34 protein-coding genes and 1 pseudogene are annotated in these 26,116 nt (G+C 41.5%); 30 read left to right on the forward strand and 5 right to left on the reverse strand.

Features of this window, described 5'->3' with window-relative positions:
- Nucleotides 1–49 precede the first annotated feature (49 nt).
- The gene (locus LCY76_RS06960; protein ID WP_248252028.1) at nucleotides 50–775 is read right to left on the reverse strand and encodes a Crp/Fnr family transcriptional regulator; all 726 of its coding nucleotides are present in this window, start codon (nucleotides 773–775) and stop codon (nucleotides 50–52) included.
- A gap of 213 nt (nucleotides 776–988) precedes the next feature.
- Here LCY76_RS06960 and ric point away from each other — a divergent pair, with 213 nt between their 5' ends.
- The 3 genes from ric to LCY76_RS06975 all read left to right on the forward strand — a co-directional run bounded on the left by ric (nucleotide 989) and on the right by LCY76_RS06975 (nucleotide 4,631).
- Nucleotides 989–1,702: an iron-sulfur cluster repair di-iron protein gene (gene ric / locus LCY76_RS06965; protein WP_248254615.1), complete on the forward strand. Its 714-nt coding sequence runs from the start codon at nucleotides 989–991 to the stop codon at nucleotides 1,700–1,702.
- Between the two features lie 166 nt (nucleotides 1,703–1,868).
- Nucleotides 1,869–2,192 carry a nucleoside triphosphate pyrophosphohydrolase gene (locus LCY76_RS06970; protein ID WP_248252029.1) on the forward strand — a complete coding sequence of 108 codons (324 nt, stop codon included), beginning with the start codon at nucleotides 1,869–1,871 and terminating at the stop codon, nucleotides 2,190–2,192.
- Nucleotides 2,193–4,631: a DEAD/DEAH box helicase family protein gene (locus LCY76_RS06975; protein ID WP_248252030.1), complete on the forward strand. Its 2,439-nt coding sequence runs from the start codon at nucleotides 2,193–2,195 to the stop codon at nucleotides 4,629–4,631. It abuts the gene before it with no gap.
- Between the two features lie 69 nt (nucleotides 4,632–4,700).
- Here LCY76_RS06975 and LCY76_RS06980 read toward each other — a convergent pair whose 3' ends face one another.
- Complete coding sequence (locus LCY76_RS06980) at nucleotides 4,701–5,021, reverse strand: hypothetical protein (RefSeq protein WP_248252031.1); 321 nt, start codon at nucleotides 5,019–5,021, stop codon at nucleotides 4,701–4,703.
- Between the two features lie 194 nt (nucleotides 5,022–5,215).
- Between LCY76_RS06980 and LCY76_RS06985 the strand changes: the two genes are divergently transcribed.
- Both LCY76_RS06985 and LCY76_RS06990 read left to right on the forward strand, forming a co-directional pair.
- Nucleotides 5,216–5,743 carry a DinB family protein gene (locus tag LCY76_RS06985; protein WP_248252032.1) on the forward strand — a complete coding sequence of 176 codons (528 nt, stop codon included), beginning with the start codon at nucleotides 5,216–5,218 and terminating at the stop codon, nucleotides 5,741–5,743.
- 98 nt (nucleotides 5,744–5,841) lie between these two features.
- Nucleotides 5,842–6,345: a GNAT family N-acetyltransferase gene (locus LCY76_RS06990; RefSeq protein ID WP_248252033.1), complete on the forward strand. Its 504-nt coding sequence runs from the start codon at nucleotides 5,842–5,844 to the stop codon at nucleotides 6,343–6,345.
- A gap of 45 nt (nucleotides 6,346–6,390) precedes the next feature.
- On the opposite strand, the gene LCY76_RS06995 is transcribed toward LCY76_RS06990, so the two are convergent.
- Nucleotides 6,391–6,795, reverse strand: a complete 405-nt coding sequence (locus tag LCY76_RS06995) for a hypothetical protein (protein ID WP_248252034.1) — start codon at nucleotides 6,793–6,795, stop codon at nucleotides 6,391–6,393.
- 209 nt (nucleotides 6,796–7,004) lie between these two features.
- Here LCY76_RS06995 and LCY76_RS07000 point away from each other — a divergent pair, with 209 nt between their 5' ends.
- The 12 genes from LCY76_RS07000 (at nucleotide 7,005) to LCY76_RS07055 (ending at nucleotide 15,800) form a co-directional block, all read left to right on the forward strand.
- Nucleotides 7,005–8,033 (forward strand): serine hydrolase domain-containing protein, encoded by a 1,029-nt coding sequence (locus tag LCY76_RS07000; protein WP_248252035.1) that lies wholly within the window; start codon nucleotides 7,005–7,007, stop codon nucleotides 8,031–8,033.
- A 122-nt stretch (nucleotides 8,034–8,155) separates the two neighbouring features.
- The gene (locus LCY76_RS07005; RefSeq protein ID WP_248252036.1) at nucleotides 8,156–8,644 is read left to right on the forward strand and encodes a hypothetical protein; all 489 of its coding nucleotides are present in this window, start codon (nucleotides 8,156–8,158) and stop codon (nucleotides 8,642–8,644) included.
- 276 nt (nucleotides 8,645–8,920) lie between these two features.
- On the forward strand, nucleotides 8,921–10,057 hold the full coding sequence (locus LCY76_RS07010) for a WXG100 family type VII secretion target (protein WP_248252037.1): 1,137 nt from the start codon (nucleotides 8,921–8,923) through the stop codon (nucleotides 10,055–10,057).
- A 28-nt stretch (nucleotides 10,058–10,085) separates the two neighbouring features.
- Nucleotides 10,086–10,886, forward strand: coding sequence for a hypothetical protein (locus tag LCY76_RS07015; protein ID WP_248252038.1), 801 nt, complete (start codon nucleotides 10,086–10,088; stop codon nucleotides 10,884–10,886).
- Nucleotides 10,887–10,911: 25 nt separating this feature from the next.
- Nucleotides 10,912–11,373, forward strand: coding sequence for a DUF5085 family protein (locus LCY76_RS07020; RefSeq protein ID WP_248252039.1), 462 nt, complete (start codon nucleotides 10,912–10,914; stop codon nucleotides 11,371–11,373).
- A complete protein-coding gene (locus tag LCY76_RS07025; protein ID WP_248252040.1) occupies nucleotides 11,370–11,816 on the forward strand; it encodes a DUF5085 family protein in 447 nt (148 codons plus the stop codon). Before LCY76_RS07020 ends, LCY76_RS07025 begins: the two co-directional genes overlap by 4 nt.
- Before the next feature lie 106 nt (nucleotides 11,817–11,922).
- Entirely contained in the window at nucleotides 11,923–12,345 is a 423-nt protein-coding gene (locus LCY76_RS07030; protein WP_248252041.1) for a VOC family protein, read from the forward strand.
- Between the two features lie 3 nt (nucleotides 12,346–12,348).
- The gene (locus tag LCY76_RS07035; RefSeq protein WP_248252042.1) at nucleotides 12,349–12,588 is read left to right on the forward strand and encodes a P-loop nucleotide/nucleoside kinase family protein; all 240 of its coding nucleotides are present in this window, start codon (nucleotides 12,349–12,351) and stop codon (nucleotides 12,586–12,588) included.
- A gap of 133 nt (nucleotides 12,589–12,721) precedes the next feature.
- The gene (locus LCY76_RS07040) at nucleotides 12,722–13,480 is read left to right on the forward strand and encodes a transporter substrate-binding domain-containing protein (protein ID WP_053355120.1); all 759 of its coding nucleotides are present in this window, start codon (nucleotides 12,722–12,724) and stop codon (nucleotides 13,478–13,480) included.
- A gap of 60 nt (nucleotides 13,481–13,540) precedes the next feature.
- On the forward strand, nucleotides 13,541–14,185 hold the full coding sequence (locus LCY76_RS07045; protein WP_062239469.1) for an amino acid ABC transporter permease: 645 nt from the start codon (nucleotides 13,541–13,543) through the stop codon (nucleotides 14,183–14,185).
- Nucleotides 14,182–14,910 (forward strand): amino acid ABC transporter ATP-binding protein, encoded by a 729-nt coding sequence (locus LCY76_RS07050; RefSeq protein ID WP_272885581.1) that lies wholly within the window; start codon nucleotides 14,182–14,184, stop codon nucleotides 14,908–14,910. Before LCY76_RS07045 ends, LCY76_RS07050 begins: the two co-directional genes overlap by 4 nt.
- 200 nt (nucleotides 14,911–15,110) lie before the next feature.
- Nucleotides 15,111–15,800: an N-acetylmuramoyl-L-alanine amidase gene (locus LCY76_RS07055; protein WP_248252043.1), complete on the forward strand. Its 690-nt coding sequence runs from the start codon at nucleotides 15,111–15,113 to the stop codon at nucleotides 15,798–15,800.
- 45 nt (nucleotides 15,801–15,845) lie between these two features.
- On the opposite strand, the gene LCY76_RS07060 is transcribed toward LCY76_RS07055, so the two are convergent.
- Nucleotides 15,846–17,048, reverse strand: coding sequence for an aminotransferase-like domain-containing protein (locus tag LCY76_RS07060; protein WP_248252044.1), 1,203 nt, complete (start codon nucleotides 17,046–17,048; stop codon nucleotides 15,846–15,848).
- A gap of 227 nt (nucleotides 17,049–17,275) precedes the next feature.
- Here LCY76_RS07060 and LCY76_RS07065 point away from each other — a divergent pair, with 227 nt between their 5' ends.
- From LCY76_RS07065 to LCY76_RS07110, 10 genes are all read left to right on the forward strand, one after another.
- Nucleotides 17,276–18,025 carry an alpha/beta hydrolase gene (locus LCY76_RS07065; RefSeq protein WP_248252045.1) on the forward strand — a complete coding sequence of 250 codons (750 nt, stop codon included), beginning with the start codon at nucleotides 17,276–17,278 and terminating at the stop codon, nucleotides 18,023–18,025.
- Between the two features lie 171 nt (nucleotides 18,026–18,196).
- The gene (locus LCY76_RS07070) at nucleotides 18,197–19,189 is read left to right on the forward strand and encodes a hypothetical protein (protein WP_248252046.1); all 993 of its coding nucleotides are present in this window, start codon (nucleotides 18,197–18,199) and stop codon (nucleotides 19,187–19,189) included.
- 27 nt (nucleotides 19,190–19,216) lie between these two features.
- On the forward strand, nucleotides 19,217–19,774 hold the full coding sequence (locus LCY76_RS07075) for a hypothetical protein (RefSeq protein WP_248252047.1): 558 nt from the start codon (nucleotides 19,217–19,219) through the stop codon (nucleotides 19,772–19,774).
- Between the two features lie 77 nt (nucleotides 19,775–19,851).
- Nucleotides 19,852–20,193, forward strand: a complete 342-nt coding sequence (locus tag LCY76_RS07080; protein ID WP_248252048.1) for a nuclear transport factor 2 family protein — start codon at nucleotides 19,852–19,854, stop codon at nucleotides 20,191–20,193.
- A 209-nt stretch (nucleotides 20,194–20,402) separates the two neighbouring features.
- A complete protein-coding gene (locus LCY76_RS07085; RefSeq protein ID WP_248252049.1) occupies nucleotides 20,403–21,149 on the forward strand; it encodes a type II toxin-antitoxin system SpoIISA family toxin in 747 nt (248 codons plus the stop codon).
- Entirely contained in the window at nucleotides 21,146–21,337 is a 192-nt protein-coding gene (locus LCY76_RS07090; RefSeq protein WP_248252050.1) for a hypothetical protein, read from the forward strand. Before LCY76_RS07085 ends, LCY76_RS07090 begins: the two co-directional genes overlap by 4 nt.
- 101 nt (nucleotides 21,338–21,438) lie before the next feature.
- Nucleotides 21,439–21,588, forward strand: coding sequence for a hypothetical protein (locus tag LCY76_RS07095; protein ID WP_156419122.1), 150 nt, complete (start codon nucleotides 21,439–21,441; stop codon nucleotides 21,586–21,588).
- Between the two features lie 67 nt (nucleotides 21,589–21,655).
- The gene (locus LCY76_RS07100) at nucleotides 21,656–22,270 is read left to right on the forward strand and encodes a dienelactone hydrolase family protein (protein WP_248252051.1); all 615 of its coding nucleotides are present in this window, start codon (nucleotides 21,656–21,658) and stop codon (nucleotides 22,268–22,270) included.
- Nucleotides 22,254–22,460 carry a helix-hairpin-helix domain-containing protein gene (locus tag LCY76_RS07105; RefSeq protein WP_419714928.1) on the forward strand — a complete coding sequence of 69 codons (207 nt, stop codon included), beginning with the start codon at nucleotides 22,254–22,256 and terminating at the stop codon, nucleotides 22,458–22,460. The genes LCY76_RS07100 and LCY76_RS07105 overlap by 17 nt, the downstream gene beginning before the upstream one ends.
- Nucleotides 22,460–22,738, forward strand: a complete 279-nt coding sequence (locus LCY76_RS07110; protein ID WP_248252053.1) for a hypothetical protein — start codon at nucleotides 22,460–22,462, stop codon at nucleotides 22,736–22,738. Before LCY76_RS07105 ends, LCY76_RS07110 begins: the two co-directional genes overlap by 1 nt.
- 186 nt (nucleotides 22,739–22,924) lie before the next feature.
- On the opposite strand, the pseudogene LCY76_RS07115 reads toward LCY76_RS07110, so the two are convergent.
- Nucleotides 22,925–23,269: pseudogene (locus LCY76_RS07115) on the reverse strand (chromate transporter); the annotation flags it as partial.
- 123 nt (nucleotides 23,270–23,392) lie between these two features.
- Here LCY76_RS07115 and LCY76_RS07120 point away from each other — a divergent pair.
- From LCY76_RS07120 to LCY76_RS07130, 3 genes are all read left to right on the forward strand, one after another.
- The gene (locus LCY76_RS07120) at nucleotides 23,393–24,628 is read left to right on the forward strand and encodes an alkaline phosphatase (RefSeq protein ID WP_419714981.1); all 1,236 of its coding nucleotides are present in this window, start codon (nucleotides 23,393–23,395) and stop codon (nucleotides 24,626–24,628) included.
- Nucleotides 24,629–24,920: 292 nt separating this feature from the next.
- Complete coding sequence (locus LCY76_RS07125; protein ID WP_248252055.1) at nucleotides 24,921–25,478, forward strand: peptidoglycan-binding domain-containing protein; 558 nt, start codon at nucleotides 24,921–24,923, stop codon at nucleotides 25,476–25,478.
- A gap of 148 nt (nucleotides 25,479–25,626) precedes the next feature.
- Nucleotides 25,627–26,106 carry an AraC family transcriptional regulator gene (locus tag LCY76_RS07130; RefSeq protein WP_248252056.1) on the forward strand — a complete coding sequence of 160 codons (480 nt, stop codon included), beginning with the start codon at nucleotides 25,627–25,629 and terminating at the stop codon, nucleotides 26,104–26,106.
- Nucleotides 26,107–26,116: the final 10 nt, after the last annotated feature.

Here is a 26,116-nt window from a genome sequence, read left to right on the forward strand (position 1 = left end):
AGTGTTTAAAAAAGACGTACCAGTTATAAGCGGTACGTCTTTCCTTCTATTATATCCTGCACACCTGCAAGGGACATTCCTCACAATTGCACTCATTCTTTAAATAGTCCAAATCAGTAATTACAAGGTTACCATTTTCATCATGATCAATGACTTTATCTTTCTTTAAGACACCTAGCATTCGATTGACAGTCTCGCGTGATGTTCCAATTAATTCAGCCAATTCCGCATTGGTAAGCTGGAGAGTGAGGACAATGCCATCTTTCCCCATTTTTCCATAAGAGTTGGAAAGACGAATGAGAGTGGAGCACAGGGCACCATTCTTCCCATATAACATTAAATCTCTAAGCTTGGAGCGGGTGATCTGATGCATCAAACCCGTCCAGCGCACAAACTCTATGGCAACCTCGCCATGCTTTCGCATCATTTCTTCCAGGTCAGCCTGCTGGATAACGCCGACCACACTGTCGGTGGAAGCAACGGCACTGAAGTTATGCTTTTCATCCCCTAAAGCATTAAGCTCTCCAATTAAGTCACCGTTCTGAAACATAGAAAGGACGAGCTCCTTACCATCCTCAGTCATTTTCGTTCCTTTAATGATTCCTTCACGTACAAAGTAAAGTTTCCCGGCAGCTTCATTATCCATGAAAAGCATTGTTCCTTTTTTGATCTTGCACTCCATCATTAATTCATCCAGCAAACGAAGGGTCTGCTCAGAGAAAATTTCTGTATTTTGAACCGAATTATAATCACTCGGGATATCACGCGTTTTCATATCTTTAACCTCCATCACGTCACCTAACACATCTCTTCATAAGTATAGGAAAAAGATAAGAAATTCAGAATCAGGGAACTTCCCGATTGTGCAGGGGGAAACTCCCCTATATTTCGTTTATACCTATAAGTGTGATAAGTGTCACGGTGAAAAACGGGGCAAAGAGTTACAGTTGAGAAAAGGAAACAGTCAGAAGGAGGAGTCGACTTGGAAATGGTGTTTGATCCTACGGTAAAAACGCGTGAGATTGTTATGAGGTGTCCAAGAGCAGGGACATTGCTCAAACGGTACAAAATTGATTATTGTTGCAGTGGCAGTCGGCCGATCGGGGAGGCTTTACAGGAGAGAAACCTAAATCCAACCCAAATTCTTCATGAACTGAACACATTGTATGTAAAGAACTTTGAAGAGCAGCGCCAGATGACAAAATGGGAGAGACAGAAATTTAAGGTTTTGATTCAGTATATAATCGATGCCCATCATTCGTATTTGTACATGGCGTTGCCGAACCTGCAAACCATCATCACCAAGATTTACAATAAATATGGCAAGTCACATCCTGAATTGTCCAATATTCACTATCTTTTTTCCATTCTCAAGATTGAACTCGAGCAGCATATCATCATGGAAGAAGAACTCATCTTTCCTAAAATCATATCCTACGAAAAGCATCCAACACTCAACACTTTGATTGACATCACTGAATTTGTAGAAGACCTTGAGAGGGAGCATCAGCATATTAGTCAGATTTTAAAAGACTTGAGAGACATCACAAATGATTACCATGCGCCTGAAGACGTATGCGCGACCTACAGATTAGCCTACGTCAAACTGGACGAGCTCGAATCCGACCTGTTTCAGCATCTCCATCTTGAAAACAACATCCTGTTTCCTCGACTTATGAAAGAAATGGAGAAGATGAGATAGAGGTTAAAGCCCACAATCCTAAAAGAATTGGATTATGGGCTTTTGTTTTTGGATTTAAGAAAAGGATTTTCTAGATCATGCTTTATGATAAGATGAGGTTGTGAATTGAGAAGATTATCCAAAAAGAATTTGTACCTATTCAATTACAATGAAAAGAGGTTATACAATGCCAACCTACAACAAGCTAGTACGAGATGGAATACCTGATGTCATAACCAAAACAGGTAAATCATTCAACACATCAATATTGGAAAATGATGATTACATAAAAGAACTGAAGAAAAAATGCTATGAAGAACTTGATGAATATGCTTCTGCAACTAACGATGAAAATGCCATTGAAGAGCTCGCTGACTTGCTTGAACTAATGCATGCTCTTGCAAAAATTCATGGATCCGATATTTCGGAGGTTGAACGTGTCCGCCAGGAAAAAGCAGAAAAGCGCGGAGGGTTTGAAAAACGTATCTTCCTCATGGATGTGGAAGATTAAATGCAAAATATTAAATTTGTAACTGGTAACTTAAGAAAAGAACTTACAGGTTTGATGAATGATGCAAGTTCTATTTATATTCTTACCTCATTTATTATGAAATCAGGAGTCAGCTTGCTGGCTCCGTTTTTAAAAGAAGCAGTGGACAGAGGTGCGGAAGTCAGGATATGTACAGGAGATTATTTATTCGTCACTCAACCGGATGCTCTTGAAATGCTGCTGGAAATTAACCCGAAAATTGAAATACAGCTTTATCGAAGCAATGGGCGTTCTTTTCATCCAAAGGCTTATTTGTTCCAAAATGAGGATGGCGATGGTTCTTTTATTGTAGGTTCGTCCAACTTATCCAATTCTGCTTTAACGAGTGGTGTGGAATGGAACCTGATGATTAATAATGAAGTAGATCAAGAGGTTTACCAGGAAGCTCTTGATGCGTTTATTAAAACTTTTCATCATGAACAAACAATCACTATTAATAAGGAAACTTTAAAAGATTATCGTAATGAATATGAGAACTACCATGAAAGGCATCCAGATTTACTGCGCCAATGGACAAAATCTGAAGAAGAGGTTTTGACATTGCCAATCCTTATTGAGCAACCGGAAATTATTAAGGAATCTCCAGTTGTTTATGGACAGTTAACCCCCCGGCAGGCTCAGAAGGAAGCTCTTGAAATGCTGAGCACTACGCTGGAAGAAGGCTACAGTAAAGCAATGGTGGTTATGGCAACTGGACTGGGAAAAACATATCTTGCTGGATTTTTTGCTCAGGATTTTAAGCGAATTCTTTTTGTTGCTCATCGGGAAGAAATTCTTGGACAGGCAAGAAACTCCTTTCGGAATATAATGCCCGAACGTTCCATGGGTCTTTATTATGGAAAGGAAAAAGAGGGTGAAGCAGATTGTGTTTTTGCTTCCATTTATACGCTTGGTATTCATCGTCATCTTGCCAGTTTTGATCCCAATGATTTTGATTTGATTATTGTGGATGAATTCCATCACGCAGCAGCAGGATCCTATCAAAAAGTCATTAATTATTTCCGGCCAAAGTTTTTGCTTGGTATTACCGCAACACCTGACCGGATGGATGGCAAGGATGTGTACGCCATTTGTGAAGGAAACGTCGCGTATCAGCTTCATTTTATAGAAGCTATTCAAAAGCAGTGGTTGGCACCTTTTCACTATTATGGAGTCTATGATGATACAGACTACTCCCAAATCACATGGCTCGGTACACGCTATGATGAGGAAGAGCTTACATTGATACAATTGCGTGATGAGATGGCAGATAAAGTACTTGAGGCTTGGAGAGCTCATAAGCAAACAAGAACTATTGCCTTTTGTTCCTCTATCCGGCAGGCCAACTTTCTATCGAATTATTTTAATCGTAAGGGATATCGCACAGTTAGCCTTAACTCTAAGACGGTTGGAATTACACGCGGGGAAGCCATTCAGCGGTTAGACATGGGAACCATCGATATTATTTTTACGGTAGACTTATTCAACGAGGGTGTCGACATTCCTTCTGTTGATACACTGCTTTTTGTCCGTCCGACGGAATCACTGACCGTGTTCACTCAACAGGTAGGTCGGGGATTGAGGCTGTTTGCCGGCAAAGATCACTGCGTCATTATTGATTTGATTGGTAACTATCGTAATGCAGATATTAAGCTTCAATTGTTTAATACGGAACCTGCAGAAGTAAAGAACGGAAAGAAAGCCGCTATACCTTCTGTACCTTCTGGCTGTGAATTGAATATTGAATTGGCAGCAGTTAATTTGCTCGATGAACTAAATCGAAAACGTCAGCCTAGGAAGGATAAAATTTTCGGGGATTACATTGAACTAAAGAAAGAACTTGGAAGACGGCCAACTTATTTGGAGCTTCATTTACAAGGTAGATCAAACAGCAGAGAATACAAGCAGGAATTTAAATCTTATGCAGGTTTTCTATATTGGGCGGATGATCTGACAAATGAAGAAAAGAAAGCGTTTGTGGATAACGAAGACTGGCTGGTTGAAGTTGAAAGTACCGGTATGGCGAAAAGCTATAAGATGGTGGTTTTGGACTACATGCTCAGCAGGGGAGCGAACAATTGGCTAAACCCGGTTACACCTAAAGACGTTGCTCCATACTTCCATTATTATTTGACGGAAAAGGAGTATCGAAAACGTATCGACTTCTCGGATAAAGCATCTATACAGCTTTGGGAATTTGATGAACAAAAGGTAGGCAAGCTAATTGCAAATATGCCGATGACCAAGTGGAGTGGGAGTTCTAAGGGGTTGACGGAATTTAAAGAAGGTATCTTTGCAATAAGGATCGATCTTCCAGTGAGCCATAATGAAATAGTTTATGAATGGACACGGCAGATATGTGAATATCGGCTGCACGAGCATTTTGAAAGAAAAGAAGAAAACTTAAAGCTGCTTGTTTAGTAAAGTCATGGCCATGGTACCATGCCTTTATTTAAATAAAAAAACGCAGCATACCGCTGCGTTTTTCCTTTAATGATTTTGTTCTTTGACACCAGCACCCTCAATTTTCTCCACAAACATCAAGAATACATTCCGCTTTTCCTCAAGCTTCTTTAATTGCAGCTTGAGCTCGTTGTATTTTTCTTCGAATGGTTCCTGGTAGGTGGATTTGATGTTTCGGATCATTTCTTCGTTGATGGTGGATTGCAGGACTTGTTTGGTGATTCCGAATTTATAGGAATAGAGCTGAAGTTCTGTTTTTACCTTTTCGTACTCTTCATCAATTTCTCTCTTTTGGCTTTCCATCTCTTCTTTCCATTCAAGCAGAGCATCTTTTACATAGGGCTCCATTGTACTGCCTCCTTATGGCCGTTCCTTTTTCAGCGTTTCTTTTTATGTACTCTATAACATATTTATAATGAGGCGTGTGGTTTGTGGGGGTGAAACGAGGAGATGACCATTTTTTTCCTTCGAAAAGGGTAAGAGAGGTTTCCGTAGAATACATACTGGGTTAGGAATCTTTTAAGCAAAGGGAGGCTTTCGTTATGAAAAACCAAGCAAAGGAAATGTATGACTATCATGCCTGGGCAAACGCAAAGATCTTTGAACGGCTAAAAGAACTTCCAGAGGAATTATACAAAAAAGAAATAAAGCCAAGCATTTTTCCATCTCTTCAAATGGTAATGGTCCATATTTATCTCACGGATTCTCTTTGGCTGGAGATGATGAAAGGCAGAGATATGAAGGAAGTATGGGGTGCTAATGACCAGGTGAGGGTGCAGGCAGAGGCCTGTACACTGGAGGAAATGGAAACGATGTACAGTGAGCTCAGCGAGAAATACAGAGCTTTTATCCAGCAAAACGACATGGAAAAAGTTTTCACGGTTGATAACCCATACGCTGGTCTGCTTGACACCACGCCAACCGAAACCATCTTCCATATCTCCACTCACGGCAACTATCACCGCGGGAATGTAGCCGCAATGCTGCGGCAGGAGGGGCATCCGTCTGTCATGCAGGATTACGGATTATACTTATATGTGAACAGAAGCGGGTTTAAGAGTCCTGTTTAATCAAATCGTTTAGCCCTCTATTTTAGGGGGCTATTTTTATGTATACATCTTTTTCCCTTTAATTGTAAAATGGAGATAGAGAAAAATGGAGGTGCAAGATGGCAGAACAAACAAGTTCACTTCAAATCCAGCCATGGGCTGACGGAGATCTCAACTTGCTGTATAAGTTGAATACGCCAGAGATGACGAAGCATCTTGGCGGACCGGAAAGTGAGGAGTTGTTCCTTGGCCGCCATAAGCGTTATCTCGATCTAGGTGACAGGGGCTGTATGTACACGGTCATCCTGGATAATGGTGAAGCAGCAGGCTCGGTCGGTTATTGGGAAAGTGTCTGGGTGGATGAAACCGTCTATGAAATCGGCTGGAGTGTAGTACTGTCTCATCAGGGGAAGGGGATAGCGAGCCAAGCGGTTGCAGCGGCGATTACACAAGCGAAAGCTGAGAAAAAGCACAAGTTCCTTCACGCCTTTCCTTCGATCGGCAATAGGGCTTCCAATGCCATCTGCCGCAAGCTCGGCTTTATCTTCCTCAATGAATGTCAGTTTGAATATCCTCCCGGCAGCATGATGCAGTGCAACAACTGGCGTCTTAATCTTGAATAGACTGTATAAAAGAGCATCAGCAACGATGCTCTTTTTGTTGTTCTATTAATCATAAGCATAGACCTTTGAATTCCCTCCAGTCCATTTCTTGATATACAACTCCGCTTGTCCATCCGTTCCGTCTACATATTTACTAATATTGTGGTACACGACACAGCCTTTGCTATCAAATCCGATATTAGGGAAGCTAGGCTCATAGCCAGTCGGGTCTTTTTCTTCATAAGAGACCCAGTCATCCGGATTAAAAGGATCTTCCTCCATCAGCCGGTAGCTTCCTTCTTTACTGTTCTTGCTAAGGCAGAATTTAAAGCTTCCTCCGCCGGACTTGAAATTCTTGCTTTGCTTCGTAAAGACATCACTGCCCTGGTAATCCCAGCCTGCATACGCGGTTGTCGGAATAAGCATGGAAAGTACAAAAAACACCAGAATGAAGCCTGATTTCTTTATCACTTTTCACCTCCTCCTATTGAAACATAGGGGTATGAGGTTACGATGATTATTGGTTCGGCTTTTTGTGGTGTTTCATTGGACGAGATAGTTTGGATACGTTCATTGTATAAAAGAGGAAGAAATAAGAAAAGCAACTTAGTGATCAAAAAGAGGATTTGGTAAAAGAATGTCAAAGTTTTGAATAATGAATAGATGGTGGAGGAAGAGTTATGAACAAGCAGATTATTGAATACATACAATCGATGGCCGCTGAAATTCATTTTTCAGGCTCGGTATTTGTAAAGCAGGGGGACCAAATCCTGGCAGATTGTAGTTTTGGACTGGCGAACCGTTCGGAGAAGATGAACAATGTAAGTGATACAAAGTTTGGAATGGCGTCGGGCAGTAAGCTGTTTACGGCTATTGCGATTTGTCAGCTGGCTGAAGAGGGGCGACTGTCCTATTATTCCTTATTGGGAGATTGTTTAAACCAGTCTTTCCCTCACTTTTCTCAGGAAATCACCATCCATCAATTGCTGACTCATACTTCAGGTATTCCTGACTACTTTGATGAAGAAGTTATGGAAGATTACGAGGAACTATGGATCAACAAGCCGATGTATCACGTTCGTGGCCCGAAAGACTTTTTACCGTTGTTTCAAAATGAAAAAATGAAGTACGATCCAGGAAGCAAGTTTCACTACAACAACGCGGGCTATATCTTGCTTGGCTTGATTGTTGAACAGGTTAGCGGAATGGCATTCACCGACTATGTAGAGAAAAATATATTTGAGAGAGTCGTAATGGATGCTGGTTACTTTGAAACGGACAGTCTGCCGTCCAAAGCAGCTTTAGGCTATATCGATCAAAGCGATGGAAGCTGGAAGACGAATATCTTCTCCTTGCCGGCAAAAGGAGGTCCAGATGGCGGGGCCTATATCACGGCATGCGGGATAATTCAGTTATGGGAGGCATTAACGGCAGGGAGGTTATTGGATAAACAGAACGTTCAACAGCTGCTTGCACCCCATATCCGTGTAGATGACTCAACTGCATATGGCTATGGAATCTGGATGAAGACTGAAAAACATTCAGTGACTAAACACCTTTTGATGGGCTACGACCCAGGAGTGAATTTCCGAGCCGCCTTCTATCCGCATCCCTCACTCTGTATTTCTGTTTGCAGTAATCAGTCGGGAGGAGCGTTTGACATGATCAAAGGTATTGAGAGTGAACTAATGAAAGAGCTGACTTCTTAAACAAAGGCTGTTTTCGTATAGATTGATGTTTTTTTAAAAGTGTACAAAAAAGTGAATTCATTGATTAAGAGAGGGGTCTGGTCCGAATTTGTTTCTATGGTAAAAGAACGGGAGAAGATGGAATGAAAGCAAAAACGTTTTATATTATTTTAGGAATACTACTCCTAACGGGGTGTTCTTTATTTGCGACCGGGAAAGAGAATCTCACTTGGTATGATACTTCCTATGGTGCAATCCATAAAGGAGCGAAAGAAGAAGGAATTACGGAAGAAGATATAATGGGAAGAACCGAAATAGCGAGAGATGTATTTATCTTCTACGAGAAGAAGGTTAGCGAGGGAGATGCTATAGGTGTCGTCAACATTGGTAAAAAGAATGGAAAATATACTTGGTATCGGTCTTCTCCTGAGATCCAAATAAAGAACCAGAAAAATAATTCCTCACCCTCTGTTCATTTCAAGGTAGATTCCCTGTCCAAACACAAGTATACGGTTTATCTGGGAAGAGCAAAATCAAACCTTCATGGGATTGATACGGTCAATGGAAATCGAGTTGCGCCTACCATTGATAAAAAGCGTCAGATCTATTACTTCATGGAGCCCATTCGATAGCGAGAACGCAATAAAAAAGGGAAGGTAGAATCCTTGGCAACCATTCCGAAAAGAGCCTAAACAAAAGAGCAGTGCTGTTCCTTGGGGCGGCACTGCTCTTTAATCTAGAGTTTTTCTTTAGCCTTAATAATCTTTAGTATAATGGTATTATTTGGGTTTTGGAGTTGGAAGGAAAGGGAATTAGAAAGTGGGAGTTTTTGGTAATATAGTCCAATACATACAGCCCTATTTCTTTTTTACAATAAAAAGAGAGAAGAAAGGCAGGAGAAGAAAGTAATGAGTCGTGTAAATGTGAAACCGGATGAACTTAAGGCTCTCGCTTCCGATGTGGGCAAATTGGCAGCACAGAGCAATAAAATCAAAGCGAACTTACAATTAAATTATTATTCCATGCAAAGTAATGGCCAAGGGATAAATCTTTCAGCCATCAGTCCGCTGTATAACAGTCTCATTCAACAGATGGAGCATTATGGTACACTTTTACATAGTGCCCAAGATGTTGTAAAGAAAACGGAAACTAAATTTCGTGAGGCGGATCAGCAGTTGTTTAGTGCCGACGGCTTTACTAGTTTTTTGAGCGGTACTTTATTTGCGACAGTGAAACAGGGGGCTAGTTCTCTAAGCAAGGGTATTAAATATGGAAAAGTTACCGCGGCTCTATCAATAAGCCAGTATCTTAAATGGAAATATAATTTTAATGCTGTATTTGACCCAGCTGGGCGAAAAGGAAAAGGAGCTTACACCCTTTCTGCACGAAATAGAAAAGATTTAGTGAAAATAGGCAAAATGTTAAAGCTAAATAAAGACGATGATGCTTTTGTGAAGTTTATTCGAAATGGTTTTAAATTTGAGGATTTAAAAACGTCAAGATCACAAATTAAAAAAGCGAAAGCATCTATTTATAAATTACCGGATTTTGTGGCACATCAAGAATTTAAAATGGATCAATCTAAAATAGGGAATTTTGGGGCGATGAAGACACAAGCTTGGAAAAGCTTTAAATCGTCTTATGCTGATAGTGCAAAAAATCTAAACCCTATGAAGTGGAAAGAAGCATTTAAAGAGGTTGGAAAAGCAGGGAAGACACTCAAAGGTTTAGCGGTCGTAGGATCAGTATTATCCGTTGGGGGTAATATTATTGAATCTCAAAAAGACGGATTTCAGGCTATGGATACCGTAGACGTAGTAACTGATTCAGCCGTGGATATGGGTTCAATTTCGGCTGCAGCTGCAACTGGGGCTGCGTTTGGCTCCTTCATTGCACCACCTGCTGGGACTGTTGCTGGAGCGGTAATCGGGATGGGAGCATCCTATTTAATGAATGAGAAGATATTTGGGGGAGAAAGTGTTGTTAGTGGTACAAAAAAAGCCATAAAAGGAGTAACACATAAACTTGCTTCTGTATTCTGGTAATTAATTGTTGAGTTAGGTGGAGAAATCAATGTGGAATATTAAAGAAGAAAATTTATCTGATTTTAAAATAACTAGTGAAAATCGTCTGAGTCCTGGTAACACTCCAGGATTTATGATTGGAACAGCAGTTTGGTGTTCCCTCATTATATTCTTTTTCATTTTTGGTTTATTTAAGTTTGGATGGGACGCTTATCCTACTAGATTCGAAAAAACAATAGTGCTGTCAGAGTTGGTTTTATACGGTCTGCAAATAATCTTGATTCTGTTTTTTTCTATACCTAAAATGGCATTCAGGTTTCAGAGATTGCAATTAATTGCTATTATTTACTTTGCATTCCAGAGTGCGACAATGGGATTCATGCCAGTAGTTATACATAAAGTTTTTGGTTATCCCACAAATTTACTAACTTTAATTTATGTGGGTTTACTAATTATAGGTGGGGTTATTGTTCATATCCTGTCTACACTTGTAACTTTTCATCAAGCCGAAAAAGGTGCATTTAATGTTGGTGAAAATTCTTCTGGCTTCTTTAATAAGAAAATTATCAAGATAATAATTGGTTCGTTAATTTATGTTGTTTTATTATTACTTTTAATCTTTTCAACAAACTTTTCCAGTCTTTCATTAGGAAATATGTTCTTTTATACGATATTATCTGTTATTTTGTACACGGTTGCTATCTCTTCAGCTGAGTTTCAACTATTGGCCTACTGTAAATTTAAGTTCCCCTCATTTATCATTTCTTGGGATGAACATCGAAAAGAAAATAAAGAGTTACCAAAAAGACCCGTTCGAAAAGCGAATAAAAAGAAAAAGAAACTAAGTTAATGGAACCAGGAGAGGAGCAGTCTTGTTGAAAGTACAATATAAATCTTTATCGCTATTAAACTTAATCAGTATTACTCAAGTGGTAAAAAAAGAGGAATGGCTGCTGCCGGCAATCGCCCTTAGGAGCCAGGTTGTTAACAATGGGGTCTATCCAGTAGGACCGGTTCTTTTCAAAAACAAACCGTTAGAAGATGATCCTGATTCAGGAGAGTTTACCTATTGTGTACCTGTAAATGACCGGGTAGAACTAGAAAAAGGTTCTGCTTATGAATACATTGACGCCTTAGTCATTGAGGAAGCTCTATGCGTTCGTTTTACAGATGAAGACGGCAGCATAGAAGAAGTGTATCAATTGATTCAAGAGACTGCGGAAAAGAATCATATTACACTCGATCCAAGCTTTTATCATGTTTGTTTGAATGTATTTGGAGAAACATGGCTGGATGTCTATGCACCTATTGTAGAAGTAGGTGAGCCCGCCCTATGATAGCTGAAGATCAAAGCATCGCCTACTCCAATGTGGTATCAAAGGAATATTTCTTCCATTACAGTGAGATGGATGACGTAATTAAGGATCTATTATCAGAAATTGCAAAAGCCCATTTAACGATAAAGGGACCCATGTTTTACGCGTTAAAAAATATACCGAAAGATGAAAACATGTATATTGAATTGTTCATGCCCGTTCATGAAGATAAAATTCCTTCCTCTGAATCTCTCACCTTTAGAAGCTATTATTATGTAGATGAGATGCTCATGAAGCGATTTACAGGAAATTATGAAACCCTAACCGAAATTGTTTATGCTGAACTGTTTCAATACATGGTAGATAATAACTTAAATTTATCATCACCGATCTATCATATTTTTGGCGGTGACGAATCACTTCAGTATGTAGACGTAAAGATTTCGGTGTTTAGTGAGGAATAAATAAAAATATAAAAAATTTTATTGAAGTATAAATTCACCCTGATGTTTCCCACCACAAGAGAAATCAGGGTTTTTTATGTACTCTAACCTAAAGGAGGTTTTTTAGATGAAACCACAAATTACGGTTATTACGTTAGGTGTCGATGATTTGGAACGGTCGGTAAAATTCTATCGGGACGGGTTGGGATTTCAGACAGAAGGAATTATCGGAACAGAGTTTGAGCATGGCGCGGTGGCTTTCTTTGACTTGGAATCAGGGGTAAAGCTCGCCATATGGGATCGTAAAGATCTTGCCCATGTGGCTAAGGTTGCTCAAGGCAAACCAAATCCTGCTGAGTTTTCGCTCGGCCACAATGTTGGAAGCAAGGCAGAAGTGGATCAGGTGATGAAAGAGGCAAAAAGAGCAGGTGCTGTGATCACCGACCCGGCGCATGACGCGTTCTGGGGCGGATATTCCGGGCATTTCCAAGACCCTGATGGCCATTTGTGGGAAGTCGCCTGGAATCCGGAGTGGGAGATTGAAGAGTAAGCCATGATCACTTTGATTCGTGATCAGAAACAGATCGTTGTTGATTTTAGCTTCTGGCAGCAATCAAGAAGAGAACGATACAAGCAGCTTATTGAAGATGCAGGCGGGGTATGGAAACTCATTTATTTATCAGTTCATGCTGATGAATTACACAGGCGTTTGAACATAAGAAGCAAGCGTTTTTATGAACGCGGCTTTTTCTATTACGGAAGAAATATTGACTTCTTTTCTGAATGGTTTTGAGGAGCCTGAGGGAAATTCTCACTCGTTTTTTAGGATGAAGCCGTTTGTTCTTCTGAAATAATTATCATTCTTTTCACAATATTTGTGGTATTCTAAAAGTCGAGATTTAATTTACATAAAAGGGAGGATAATCATGAAAAAACTAAGTATTTTCGGTCTGGTAATGATTCTATCATTGTTATTGGCTGCATGTGGCGGAGACAAAGAAGACGCCAAAAACAAAGTGTATAAAGTCGGGGTTGATACAACCTACCCTCCGTTTGAGTATGAAGAAAACGGTAAACAAAAAGGGATCGATATTGATTTGATCACAGAGATTGCTAAGAAAGAAGGCTTTAAAATTAAACTGGAGCCGATGAATTTCAAAGGGATCATTCCTGCCCTGCAGGCGGATGAGCTTGACATTGCCATTGCGGGCATGAGTATTACAGACGAAAGAAAGAAAGTAGTAGATTTCTCTGATCCATACTTCAAGGCAGGACTTACTCTGGTCGTCGCTAAGAACAACAATAACATCACATCCCAAGATGATGTGAAAGGAAAAACAATCGCGGTTAAAAAAGGGACAACCGGTGCCCAGTTTGCTGAAGAACTGGCTAAAAAGAAAAATGCGAAAGTGGTTCAATTCAATGATAGCCCTTCTATGTTCCAGGAAGTTTCCAATGGCAATGCCGACGTATTGATTGAGGATTATCCTGTCGTTGCCTACGCGATTGCACAGAAGGATCTTGGTCTTAAGATTGTCGGCGACCGCCTCAATGGTGACAACTATGGTATTGCCGTATTAAAAGGCGAGAATGAAGATGTATTGAAGAAAATCAACAAAGGCCTTGCGGATTTAAAGAAAAGCGGGAAATACGACGAGATCGTCAAAAAATACTTAAAAGAATAATAGGTTAGTTAAAATACGACGCGCTCACAGCGCGCCGTATTTTTGAAAGGAGAGTTTGTTATGGATGCAATTACAAAAGCGATGCCCTATTTGATAGAAGGGCTTCAAGTTACAGTCTATATTTTTATCGCAGCACTCATTTTAGGGTTAATCATTGGATTAGTCATGGCGCTGCTTCGTCTTTCACCGCTTAAAGCATTGAATTGGATCGCAAAAATTTACATTGATGCCATCCGTGGTACTCCCATTCTGGTGCAATTGTTCTTTATCTATTTTGGGCTTAACTCTTTGGAATGGATTTCCATGGACAAAACAACCGCAGGAATTGTAACTGTCGGCCTTAACGCCGGCGCGTACTTTGCTGAGATTATCCGGGCTGGTATTCAATCCATCGATAAAGGACAAACCGAAGCTGCGCGATCCCTGGGGTTAACAGGGTTACAGAATATGCGGTTTATCGTTTTGCCTCAGGCGGTCAGGAGAATGCTGCCGACGTTTACAAACCAAGCCATCATAAGCTTAAAGGATACCTCCCTATTATCGATTATTGGTATTGCGGATCTGACGCAGCAAGGTGAGGTTGCCACCTCAGCCACCTTTGAGGCTTTTAAAATTTGGTTTGTTGTCGGAATCATTTACTTTATATTAATCTATCTTCTTTCCCTGCTGGCTAACTTCCTCGAGAGGAGATTTGAATTAAGATGAGTATCATTCAAGTGAGCAATTTAAAGAAGTCATTTGGAACGTTAGAGGTTTTAAAAAATATCAATGCAGAAATTCAAGAAAAAGAAGTGGTATGTGTGATTGGTCCTTCAGGGTCAGGGAAAAGTACGTTTCTGCGCTGCCTTAATAAATTGGAGGACATTACAGACGGACAAGTCATCATCAGAGGCCAAGATATTACGGATTCAAAAATTGATATTAATAAAGTCAGACAAGACATCGGAATGGTGTTTCAAAGCTTTAATCTTTTCCCGCACATGACGGTCCTGGAAAATGTAGCACTTGCACCTATTAAAGTGCGTTCCGTTTCGAAGGCGGTTTCAACTGAGAAGGGCCTGGAGCTATTGGCTAAGGTTGGATTGAAAGAAAAAGCAAACAGCTATCCAGGCCAATTATCAGGAGGCCAGAAACAGCGTGTGGCCATTGCGAGGGCGCTTGCCATGAACCCGAAAATCATGCTGTTTGATGAGCCAACGTCAGCTCTTGATCCAGAAATGGTAGGAGAAGTATTAGAAGTTATGAAACAATTAGCTCAAGAAGGGATGACCATGGTCGTTGTGACACACGAAATGGGCTTTGCCCGCGAGGTGGGCGACCGGGTGTTATTTATGGATGGCGGCTATATTGTTGAAGAGAATGTTCCAAGTGAATTATTTGGAAACCCTCAGCACGATAGAACCAAATCCTTTTTAAGCAAAGTATTATAACGATAAAAACAATCAAAAGACCATACCAAGTTAAATTCTTGATATGGTTTTTTTATTTATGCACAATAGTTAAGAGGATTGTTCCTGCCCAAAACATTACTAGATTTCTACATAGACTAATAGAGAGAGTAAGAGATTATCTCTATTCTCGAGTTTAGCTCTAACAGAGGAGTTATTTAACAAAAAGGAGTGTTTGGGTTATGGTTAAAATTTTTCTTGATCCTGGGCATGGTGGGGATGATTCGGGAGCGGTTGGAAATGGGCTGCTGGAGAAAAATCTTACGCTGCAGATTGCGACACGCATCAAGAATATACTAACTGTCGAATACAACAACGTGAATATTAAAATGAGCAGAACGGGTGATGATACCATCTCACTGACAGAGAGAACAGACACAGCCAACAATTGGGATGCTGATTTTTATTTGTCTGTTCACATCAACTCTGGCGGAGGTACGGGTTATGAGGACTATGTTTATCCTGGAACTGGAGCACCAACGACCACTTATCGAACCAATATTCATGATGCCATTACAGACTTAGTCGACTTCACAGATCGCGGTAAGAAGACTGCTGACTTTCATGTGCTTCGGAAATCGAATATGCCGGCAGTCCTCACGGAAAACGGTTTTATCGATACGGCTGCGGACGCTGCAAAACTAAATTCTAGTTCATTTATTAACAGTATTGCACTGGCCCATGTGAAGGGTATCGTAAAAAGCTTTAAACTCACCAAGAAAGCAACAGCCATCTATCATACGGTCATGCCAGGCGATACCGTTTATTCGATCAGTAAGATGTATGGAACCTCGGCAGGAAAAATAAAACAGTGGAACAACCTGGACAGTGACTATACGATTTATGCAGGACAAGGTCTGCGGGTTAAATAGCATAAAAAAGGAACCGCTTTTCAAAGCAGGTTCCTTTTGCATTTCTTATGAATAAATTACTTCCTTCTGAAGCGACTCTTTAAACAGCTCTGTCATTATTGTAATGCCGCTTTCGATCTTCTCAATTGTCGGGTGGCTAAAGTTCAGGCGCAATGCGTTCGTTTTCGGCAGGGTGGCAAAGAACGGTTCGCCTGGTACATATGCAACGCCACGGGAGACAGCTTCCGGCAGAAGGAGAGTTGTGTTAACGTGTTCGTCGAGCTCAAGCCAGAAGAACATGCCGCCTTTTGGTTTGGTTAATTTTAATCCTGGCAGGTTGGCTTCTTTCAGACAGCGGTACATGACGTTCATCCGTTTTTCATATTCTGCAATCAGGCGGTTGATATGGCCGTCCATATCAAACCCTGTACAGAAATGATAGAGTGCCTGCTGTGACAGGGAGTTGGAATGAAGATCATTCGCCTGTTTTGCCTGTGACATCATGCGGACAATTTGAAATGGCCCGGCGACCCAGCCTGTACGAAGTGCCGGTACGGCTGTTTTTGAAAAGGTGCTCGTGTACAGGACACAGGTTCCATCGTCCAGTGCAGCCAGCGGAGCGTAGGTTTCCTCGCGGTTGAACTGAAGATCACCGTACGGATCGTCTTCAAGGACTACAATGTTATGCTTGTGTGCTGCTTGAAGCAGTTGTTTCCTGCGCTCAAGTGACCATACTTTTCCGGCAGGATTGGAGAAGGTAGGAACGACATAGACGCATTTCGGCTTGTATTCTTTGATTTTGTGCGCCAAGTCTTCAGGAATCATGCCATCTTCATCAGATGCGACACCAATCACACGTGCCTCATAGGATTTAAATACCTGTAGCGCTGCGAGATACGTAGGGTCTTCGGTCAGAATGACATCTCCAGGGTTCAGCATAACACGGGAAAACAAGTCGATGACCTGCTGGGACCCGGTTGTCAGCATCACATCTTTTGTAGTGTAGTTTGTAATGCCTTTGCGTGACATCCGTTCAAGGATGACTTCACGAAGCGGCAAATATCCTTCTGTCTCCATGTATTGGAGAGCATGCTTTCCGGATGCAAACACTTTAGCAAATGCCTCTTCAATTCCTTCCAAAGGAAAAAGCTGATCATCTGGCAGGCCTCCGGCAAAAGAAATGACGCCTTCCTGGTTCACGACTTTTAAAATATCTCTCACGGCAGATGATTGTAATGAATAAATGCGATTGGCAAATGAGTACTTCAACACGGACACCTCTGTTTAAAGTTTTAAAGAACATTTTACTCTTTCTGTATTTAATGTCAATGACCTTTCTCGAATTAATTCAAAATTATGTGTGAATTTTCAAATAATTACTATATTTTGACTAATACTTTAAAAAGAGAATGATCTAATCATTCTCTTTTTTTCATTTTTAGGACAGGTTGCTTATGATACATTGGGAGCAGGACAAAGTGAACGGAGGATCAGTCATGAAATTAGTTTCAGCAAAGCCTTTTACCTTTGAAGGCGGCAAGCGGGCCGTCCTGCTACTGCACGGATTTACAGGAAACACGATAGATGTCCGGGAGCTTGGGCGTTACTTAAACGAGAGAGGCTATACATGTCATGGTCCTTTGTATGAAGGACACGGAGATACGCCTGAAATGCTTGTCACTACACGGGCGGAACAGTGGTGGGAATACGTCGTAGAAGGATATCGCTTTTTACAGAAGCAAGGTCATGAAGAAATTGCAGTTGTCGGCCTCTCCCTCGGCGGAGTGTTTGCGCTGAAAACGGCATACACTTTTCCGGTAAAAGCACTTGTCTCCATGTGTGCGCCGGTGAAGCCGAAAAGCGCAGAAGACTTGGGCCGGCACGTCAGTCTTTTTACTCAAAGATATAAAAAGATCTTGGGAATTTCTGCAGAACAGATTGAGGAAGAGTGGACGAGCCTGAGAGGACAATCAATACAGATGGTTGAATCCGTACAGGCAGTGATTGAAGAAGTCGGGGACCAAATCCAGGAGATTACGTGTCCTGCTCTCGTTGTACAATCGGGTAAGGATCATCCCGTCAATCTGGAGAGTGCGGATCTACTTTATAACCGGATTTCGTCTGAACAAAAATCTCTGATCTGGTATGAAAACTCTCCGCACCTTGTGACGAGGGGACCTGAGAAAGAAAAGCTGCACGAAGACGTATATCGCTTTTTAGAAGAATTGGATTGGGAAGATGCATAAACATTTTTAGACGCAAAAAAGAGTAGGATGCTGGCATGTGAAATGCTGGCTTTTTTTAATTGCCAAGTTTTCCTTACATTTATTAGAATTATCTGAAAATAGTAAATAAAAACAAAAACTTAAACGAATTTCTTTTATATTCGAAACTTCTAAAAAAGGAAGGAGAAAAAGATGAAGAAGAATGCAGAGTACATAGGTAGAATTTTAGCTTCATTGTCACTGGCCGTGATGTTTGCTTTTGGATTTTCACATCCAGTGGAGAAGGCCAGTGCAGCCACGCCACCACCGTCAGCCACGAGTTTTTATATGGATACCGTTGACACGGTTACCCTATATGATATGGGGTACCAAAAAGGGCAGGAAGATTACAGAAAGTCTGGAGCCCAGAACAGCATGGTTATTCTTGATTTTGGCGGACAGCCTTCCCCTGCAAGTTTGTCCCTGTTTGGAATGCCAGACGCCACTCTTAATCAAGTAGCGGCAGCTGTAGAAGCATATTCACGTGGTTACTGGAAAGGAACAGCAAGCGATTCGCAATCAATGGTTCATGTCATTGTCGGTACGAATAACTCCTATACTGTCACTTATGAGGGCGCACAGAACTTTGCCAATATGATCGATAATATTAACAGTCATAATTTATCTCATTCTTATTCTGATCAGGTCGAAGTTGATGGCGGAAATGATATGGAACCGGGATATGATCCTGCGACAACCACAAAAGAATGGGTTAAAGGATATGATTCTGTAAACAGCTATTCGCTTTACAATTATGGCAGCGCGGACGGCTGCTATCATACCAATCTTAACACCGGAACGACCAATTATTCTTGCAATAACGGCTGGACATATAAAGATATTCAGTATATTTCCTGGGGAGCTTCCCCTTCATGGCCTCTGCCTGAAATTTATGATAACAGCGGTGATATGGCAGTACAGTGGCAAAATATTGCGAAGTACTCATCCGTAACCTCTTCCAGCCAAATGAAATTTAGTGCTTCTTTGACTCAGGCTGGAGCTTGTGCGGATACAGGCTGTCACTGGGAACTCGACAACACACCAACAGAAGGCTGGAATCAGCTGTACAACGAACTAAGCAGTGATACGAAGACTGCAGCAGCTACGAAATATCCCATTCAATCGACGGATATCCGGTGGCATTGATTTTTATGATAAAGGAGTGTAGAAAAAATGAGAAAACTAGTAACTGCACTAATTACATTATCCGTTCTGTTTGGTGCGGGATTAACCTATTATAACGTGTCTGCTTCCGGCACATATGATGATCTTCCAAAAGAAAAGAAAGAAATTATGGAACGAAAAGCCATAGACAAGGAAAAAGCTAGGAAAGACAATATTTCTAAGAAAGATGGAGTGAACGGACCGCTAGTTGTTCAGCACGACCGTGCTGTGACTGCTCAAATCCTGAGTCATGTGGAAGACCCGGTAAACGATCAGACAACTAATTTCACAAATGGCTGGGTCAGCCCGATCAAGGACAATGAAATGAAAGGCAAAAATGTGACCGTGGAAGCAGGGTCAGGGAAAAAAGATTCCTTGCAGGGAATGATGATTGTGAAAACAGAAGACAACAATCGAAAATTTATACAAGAGAAGAAGTACAAGACCCCAAGCAAGCATGGACCTGTTAAAATTACTGCTGTTGACGGTTTTGACTTAACTCTCCAAGCGGAAGACGGAAAGAAATGGGTGTTTAACGTACCAACTGGAGCATTTAAAGATTTATAACAGAAACGTGAGAGGGCTCCTGATGAAAAATCTGGAGCTGTTTTTAAAACCGATTAGTTTATATTGGAGGGTGAAAAATGGATGATGTACTAAAAGAACTCATTTATGAGTTGGAAACTAGATTACTGCAATCTGAAGTGCGCCAATCCAAAAAAGAACTGGATGTATTGCTGGCAGATGATTTTCTGGAGTTCACGAGCTCAGGACGAAGGATCAGCAAACAGGATTGTTTTGATGGCTTGGGCGTGCCGATCATGACGGTCTCTCACTTTGAAATTCAGCTGCTTTCGGATAAAGTGGTTCAGGCGATCTACGAATTGAATGATGAAACCAATAACCTAAAAAGCCTGAGAAGTTCCTTATGGAGAGAAAACAACGGGGTTTGGCAGATGTTTTTCCACCAGGGAACGTTGAAGTAGGGATAGTTTCTGACGTGTGGAGTTGTCTGATTTTTCAGTAAGGATCAATTATCTGGAGTTTCGCTCAATTAATTAGAGTTAGGCTCAATTATCGAAAGTTGAGCACAATTAATCTCCCTTTACGCTCAATTCCATTTACCCAGGCAGGAATCCTTACTCTGAGAAGGGAATTCAATGGTAGACAGCACGGGATTGGAGGGGAAGAAACTTTGATCTGGTTTTTTCGGGTAGTCGTCTGGCTGATTTTTATCGGAATTGGAGCTTATCTTATTTTTTATTGGAGAGATGAAGATAAAGCTGAAAAGAAATTGGATGCGATCCGCAAATTGTGGTACGTCATTTACATATTCGGTGCCTTGATCTATTGGACAGGAAAGCCGCACAGCATCTTTGCAAATTGGACCAACTATCTGGTCGTTCTCGTGGTGTTTATCCTCATTGATGCCTTTATCTTCCTGAGTTTGTACTTGAAAAAAATCGGGAATAATGAACTAGCAAGAATCACACGATCTGTAGAGAACAACCAGATGCTTTTGGATGATCTGCGTGCGAAAGTAAATAATGCCCTATATATCTTGAAAACGGAAGGGATCACGGCGTATTATGGAAGTAAGGAAAACTATCTATATGGACTGAAGCTCGTTCTTCAGGCTTATGTAGAGAAGGAAGGCCATAGCTTTACGATCCTGCCTTTCGATACACCGCAAGAGAAGAACGAAGCACTGGCTGCGTATACGAATGCAAGTCTTATTCAATCTACGCTATCAAGAGCTGAAGCTTACTATAACCAGGAAGACAACTTTGCGTTTTATCCTTTTAATATTGAAGATGAAATTTATGTAATCAAGATTTCATCCTCTGTAAAAGTAAGTGATGTCGATGGTTCTTTGATCGGAATCTTATTGGCCACTTACGATATCCTTGTACAAGCTTTGGAAAGGAGTGATGATGTATGACGAGTGGACTCGATCTTATGGGGAGCCAGCCGGTAACCATGAAGAACAGTGAACGAAAAGGGATCACGTTCAAGCCGAGAATTCAGTTTCCAAAAGTCGGCATCAGCCATCACACCATGCAGGTCATGGAAGAGAATGAGCGGATCATTCAAAAAGGAAACAGACGGGGAACATTCAAACGAAAATAAGACCTTAAAGGCAGTGGATCATTCTGCTGCCTTTTTTTGTATGATTGACACCTTGCTGCATATACTAAAGCAAACATTTCCGTGAAGCTGGAGGGAAGTTTGTGAAGAGCAGACGGTTTGTCTCCCGGATCCAAGGCCCGAAGCCGACCTTGTCCCATTTTGAAAAAGCGCTGAAGGAAGAAAATCATTCTATCCTGACTTTATTAAACAGTTTGAAGAAAAAACGCTGGACGTTCTTTGCCGGCAAATAATACATTAAATGGAGAGGGAGCAGAACCCTTTCTTTTTTTATGGACAATTGTTGTCGGGAGGTCTTAAATGTTCAAAATACATCTTCATTCGGATACCCTTATCATCGTAGTTCACGAAATTTACGGATTGAATCAGCACATGAAAAAGGTTTGTAAGTTCTTATCTCAGCAGGAATTTGATGTCATTTGCCCGAATGTATTGGGACGGGAAACGCCTTTTGATTATTATGAGGAAAGTCTTGCTTATGAGCATTTCATGAAGAACGTAGGATTTGAGAAAACCTCCGAAAAGGTCAAAAAATTAGTAAAGGAAAATAAACCGAACTATAAAAAAATCTTTATCACAGGATTTAGTGTGGGGGCTACTGTCGCCTGGATATGCAGTAAGGAAGCAGGAGTGGACGGTATTATTGGGTACTACGGTTCGCGCATTCGAAACTATACAGAGGTCTCCCCTCAGTGCCCTGTCCTGCTGTTTTTTCCGGAAGAGGAGAAATCCTTTGCTGTGGACGAGCTGATCACGGTGCTTCAGAAAAAGGATGTTGAAGTTTACAAATTTGCCGGAAAGCACGGATTTAGCGATCCTCACACGGCAAATTATAACGAAGAATCAGCAAACCAAGCCTTTCATCATCTGAAGAATTTTTTAGAAAGGAGCGATTATGTTGGCTCAAAATCTTGAAAGTGATTTTCCGCCCAAATTAGCAAAACCGGCACAGCGTGCACTGGCCGGTGCAGGATTTACCAGACTTGAGCAGCTTGTCCATCTTAATGAAGCTGAACTATCAAAACTTCATGGGATGGGTCCGAAGGCCATGGAACAGCTTCGTACGGCACTTGAGGAAAAAGGACTCTCGTTTGCTAAAAAATAATGGAGATACAATTAGCAACAGTTAAAGATGTTCCATCCATGGTCAAGGTTCTAAATGCCGTTACCCTCGACTTGCTGAAGAAAGGAATCAACCAGTGGCCGTATCCATGGGATCTTTTTGTTGTTAAACAGGCAGTCGAGCGGGATGAGGGTTATGTTGTAAGGCTGGATGCTCAGATCATCGGAGCTTTCTACATCTATTCAGTAAGCAAACTTAGTGATCTACCCATCGAACCGCAGAGCCTTTACATCTCAAGAATCGCTATCCTGCCCGAGTAACAAGGTAGAAACATAGGCTTCCAAATCATCCGTTTTGCTTGCTCTTTAACACAGAAACAAAACAAAACGCTGTATTTGGACTGCTGGGCAGGAAATGAAAAGCTGAAAGGTTTCTACCGTGTTCAGGGTTTAGACTATGTCGGCGATTTCCCGGAGGAGGATTATTTCATCAGTATTTTTAAATTCTCAGGACACGTAAGAAAGTAATGTTCCTCCCGCCACCCCAATGGCCATAACCGACCATGGCGGCAGCTTCCAATTCATAAGCAAACTGAAAAGCAATGCGGCAAAAGCGAAGTCGACGGGGGCCAGGATAGAGCTCGTCCAAATTGGCTGATAAAAAGCTGAGATCAAAATACCCACCACTGCAGCGTTCACACCCATGAGAGCTCCTTTTACTTTGGGGTTGCGGCGCAATGCATTCCAAAAAGGAAGCGTGCCAAAAACGAGCAGGAAGGCGGGCAGGAAGATCGCGAAGGCTGCAAGCAGTCCTCCTGTCCAGCCCTTAATTACAGCACCAAGGTAGGACGCTTTACAATTGCGTAATATAAATTCATCATATCGTTACAAGAGATTTATCGTTCCTTCATACTCATTTACTACAATGAAGGTACAACAGAGAAAAGGGGAGTGGAAGGATTGAAAAAGAAAACAATAGCAGCTGCAACACTTTCATTAGCACTCATCACATCATTTGGGGTAAATCAAATTGCGGATGCGAAAGAAGAGAAAAGTGCATCTCCTAAAAAGGCGAAAAATGTCATTATGTTTGTTGGAGACGGTATGGGAGCTTCTCACAGGGAAGCGATTCGTTTAGCTGCTCAAGGCCTTAACGGCGAGCTTGCTATGAATAAAATGCCGTATACAGGAAATGTTCACACACATTCTACTTCGGTCGTAACCGACTCTGCTGCAGCAGGAACGGCTATGGCAACAGGAGTTAAATCATATAATGGAGCAATTGGAGTAGATGAAAATAAGAAACCAGTAAAATCAGTGCTGGAAATGGCCAGTGAGGCTGGGAAGTCAACAGGCCTTGTCACAACAAGCCAGATTACGGACGCCACACCTGCTTCGTTGGGTGCACATGTGGCCGATCGTAAAAAGCAAAGCGATATCGCGAAACAGTACCTTGAAAACAGTAAAGTCGACGTTCTGCTTGGCGGCGGTGAAGACTATTGGTACCCTAAAGGCGAAGAAGGAAAATATCAGGATCACCCAGCAAAAGATAAAAAAGAAGCAAGCCAAGGCACTCAAGGGAACCTGGTGAAAAAAGCTCAAAAGCTTGGGTATAACTATGTAACCAATAAAGATGAGCTTCAAAAAGCAAAGAACGGCAAATTGCTTGGCCTTTTCGCGAACGAAGAAATGTTCGAACAAAATCCTGAAGGTGAAGGCGACCTTTATGATCCGGTCGTACCATTGCCTGACATGACTCAAAAAGCAATTGATACGTTGTCTCAAAATAAAAAAGGATTTTTCCTCATGGTTGAAGAGGAAGGAACCGATGAAATGTCTCACGAAAACAATGGTAAACTCATGATGAAAGCCGGCAAGCAGCTGGACAAATCTGTACAAGTTGCGAAGGACTATGCGAAAAAACATCCTGACACTCTTGTTCTTGTAGCAGCTGACCATGAATGTGGCGGGCTTTCCATCGAAGAAGTAAACCCTAAAGACGAGAGCGGTGACGATGTTTCGAAAGAGGACGGGCCATATACACCTGCTCACTCTAAAGAAAAGTTTGCACTTGACTGGACGACTAATGAACATGGCGGTCAATCTGTTCCATTAACAGCACAAGGACCTGGAGCAGAGAAACTGGAAGGAACGTATGAGAACACGAATATCTTTAAGGCGATGAGAGACGCAATGGGCCTTAAAAAATAATAGTAGCAACATCCGAAACGCTCAGTGATTTCTTCTGAGCGTTTTTTATTTGTCATGTTTTGCCGAATAGGGACAGTTTGATGGCCCCTTGAAAGAAAATCGATCAAATTTAAAGAAGGCCAGACGCCCGATAGGAAAACACCAGAAGGAGGAGTAAATCGGGATTCTCTGGTGTTTTTTTGTTTCTAGGTCTTTATGTACAATTTTTTTAAAGGGCTTGCAAGGGACAAGAAATCGGGTATAGAGTGGTATTGTTGTATTTTTTCAAATTTTTGTAAGGAGGCTAAAGTGTATGAGCATGAAAAAATCGTTGATCTGTTTCTCGGCAGCAGGATTTCTTGCACTACAAGCTTTACTCCCAACTGCAGCGAGCGCATCGTCCGGTGTAAAATCAGAAAATGCGAATGTGGCTGATCCTTATCCCGGCCACGTCATTAAATACGGGGATCGTGGTTCTGATGTCAGGAAAGTACAAACACAACTAATCAAAAATAGAATCCCGATTACGGTTGATGGAATCTTTGGAGAGGTGACGCTTCAGAAAGTGAAGCAGTTTCAATACTATCGCTATCTTAAGACAGATGGGATAGTGGGTCCTTCCACATGGAATGCTCTCTATCACACGCCAGTCCCCTATCCGGGGCACGCCATTAAGAAAGGTGACCGAGGAATGGATGTGACGTGGATTCAGGCACGTTTAAACGATGCGGGCGGTTCTATTAAAATTGATGGCATCTTTGGATCGAAAACAGAAGCGAAAGTTAAGGAATTTCAACAAAAACATCACCTTGCAGTCGACGGTATCGTTGGCCGGGAATCATGGGAAGTGTTGTTTAATTACGAGGAGTAGAAGATAAAAAAAAGAGGCATCAGGAGAACGTATCCTGATGTCTTTTTTTGGTGGGGAAATCATAGCCTCAATGTAGGGAGGAAGGGATTGCGGATGTTCTGGCGAAGAAATAAACCAGGATATGAATACCCTTTGAGGAGAATGAATGATGACAGTGACCGTTAAAGAATTACCGGAATATGAAGTTGCGTATGTCAGACGAGTCGGGTCTTACTTTGAGCCGCCAGAGCATTGGGGTCAATTGTTTCAGTGGGCGTTCGGCAATGAGCTTTTTCCTCCGCAGCAGCAGTTTATCGGAATCTCGCTTGATAATCCCGAGCTGGTAGAAGATCAAGAATGCCGTCATGATGCCTGTGTGACGATTCCAAAAGATTTTCAAAAAGAAGAGCATCCTGATGTTTCATTTAAGAAATTGGATGCCGGAGCATATGCCGTGTACTCCTTTTATGACACACCGGATAAACTGAATCAGGCTTATCAGTTTATGTTTGCAGTGTGGCTGCCTGCCAGTGAGTATGAGCCGGATTTTTCACGTCATAATTTAGAGTTTAACCTGAATAATCCTGCAGAGGATCCGGAAGGGAGATGCAAGGTCGATTTGTTTGTTCCCATCAAAAAATGCGGGTGAGGAAGGTGGA

It is taken from the genome of Fictibacillus marinisediminis (assembly GCF_023149135.1).
GTDB classification, from domain to species: Bacteria; Bacillota; Bacilli; order Bacillales; family Fictibacillaceae; genus Fictibacillus_C; species Fictibacillus_C marinisediminis.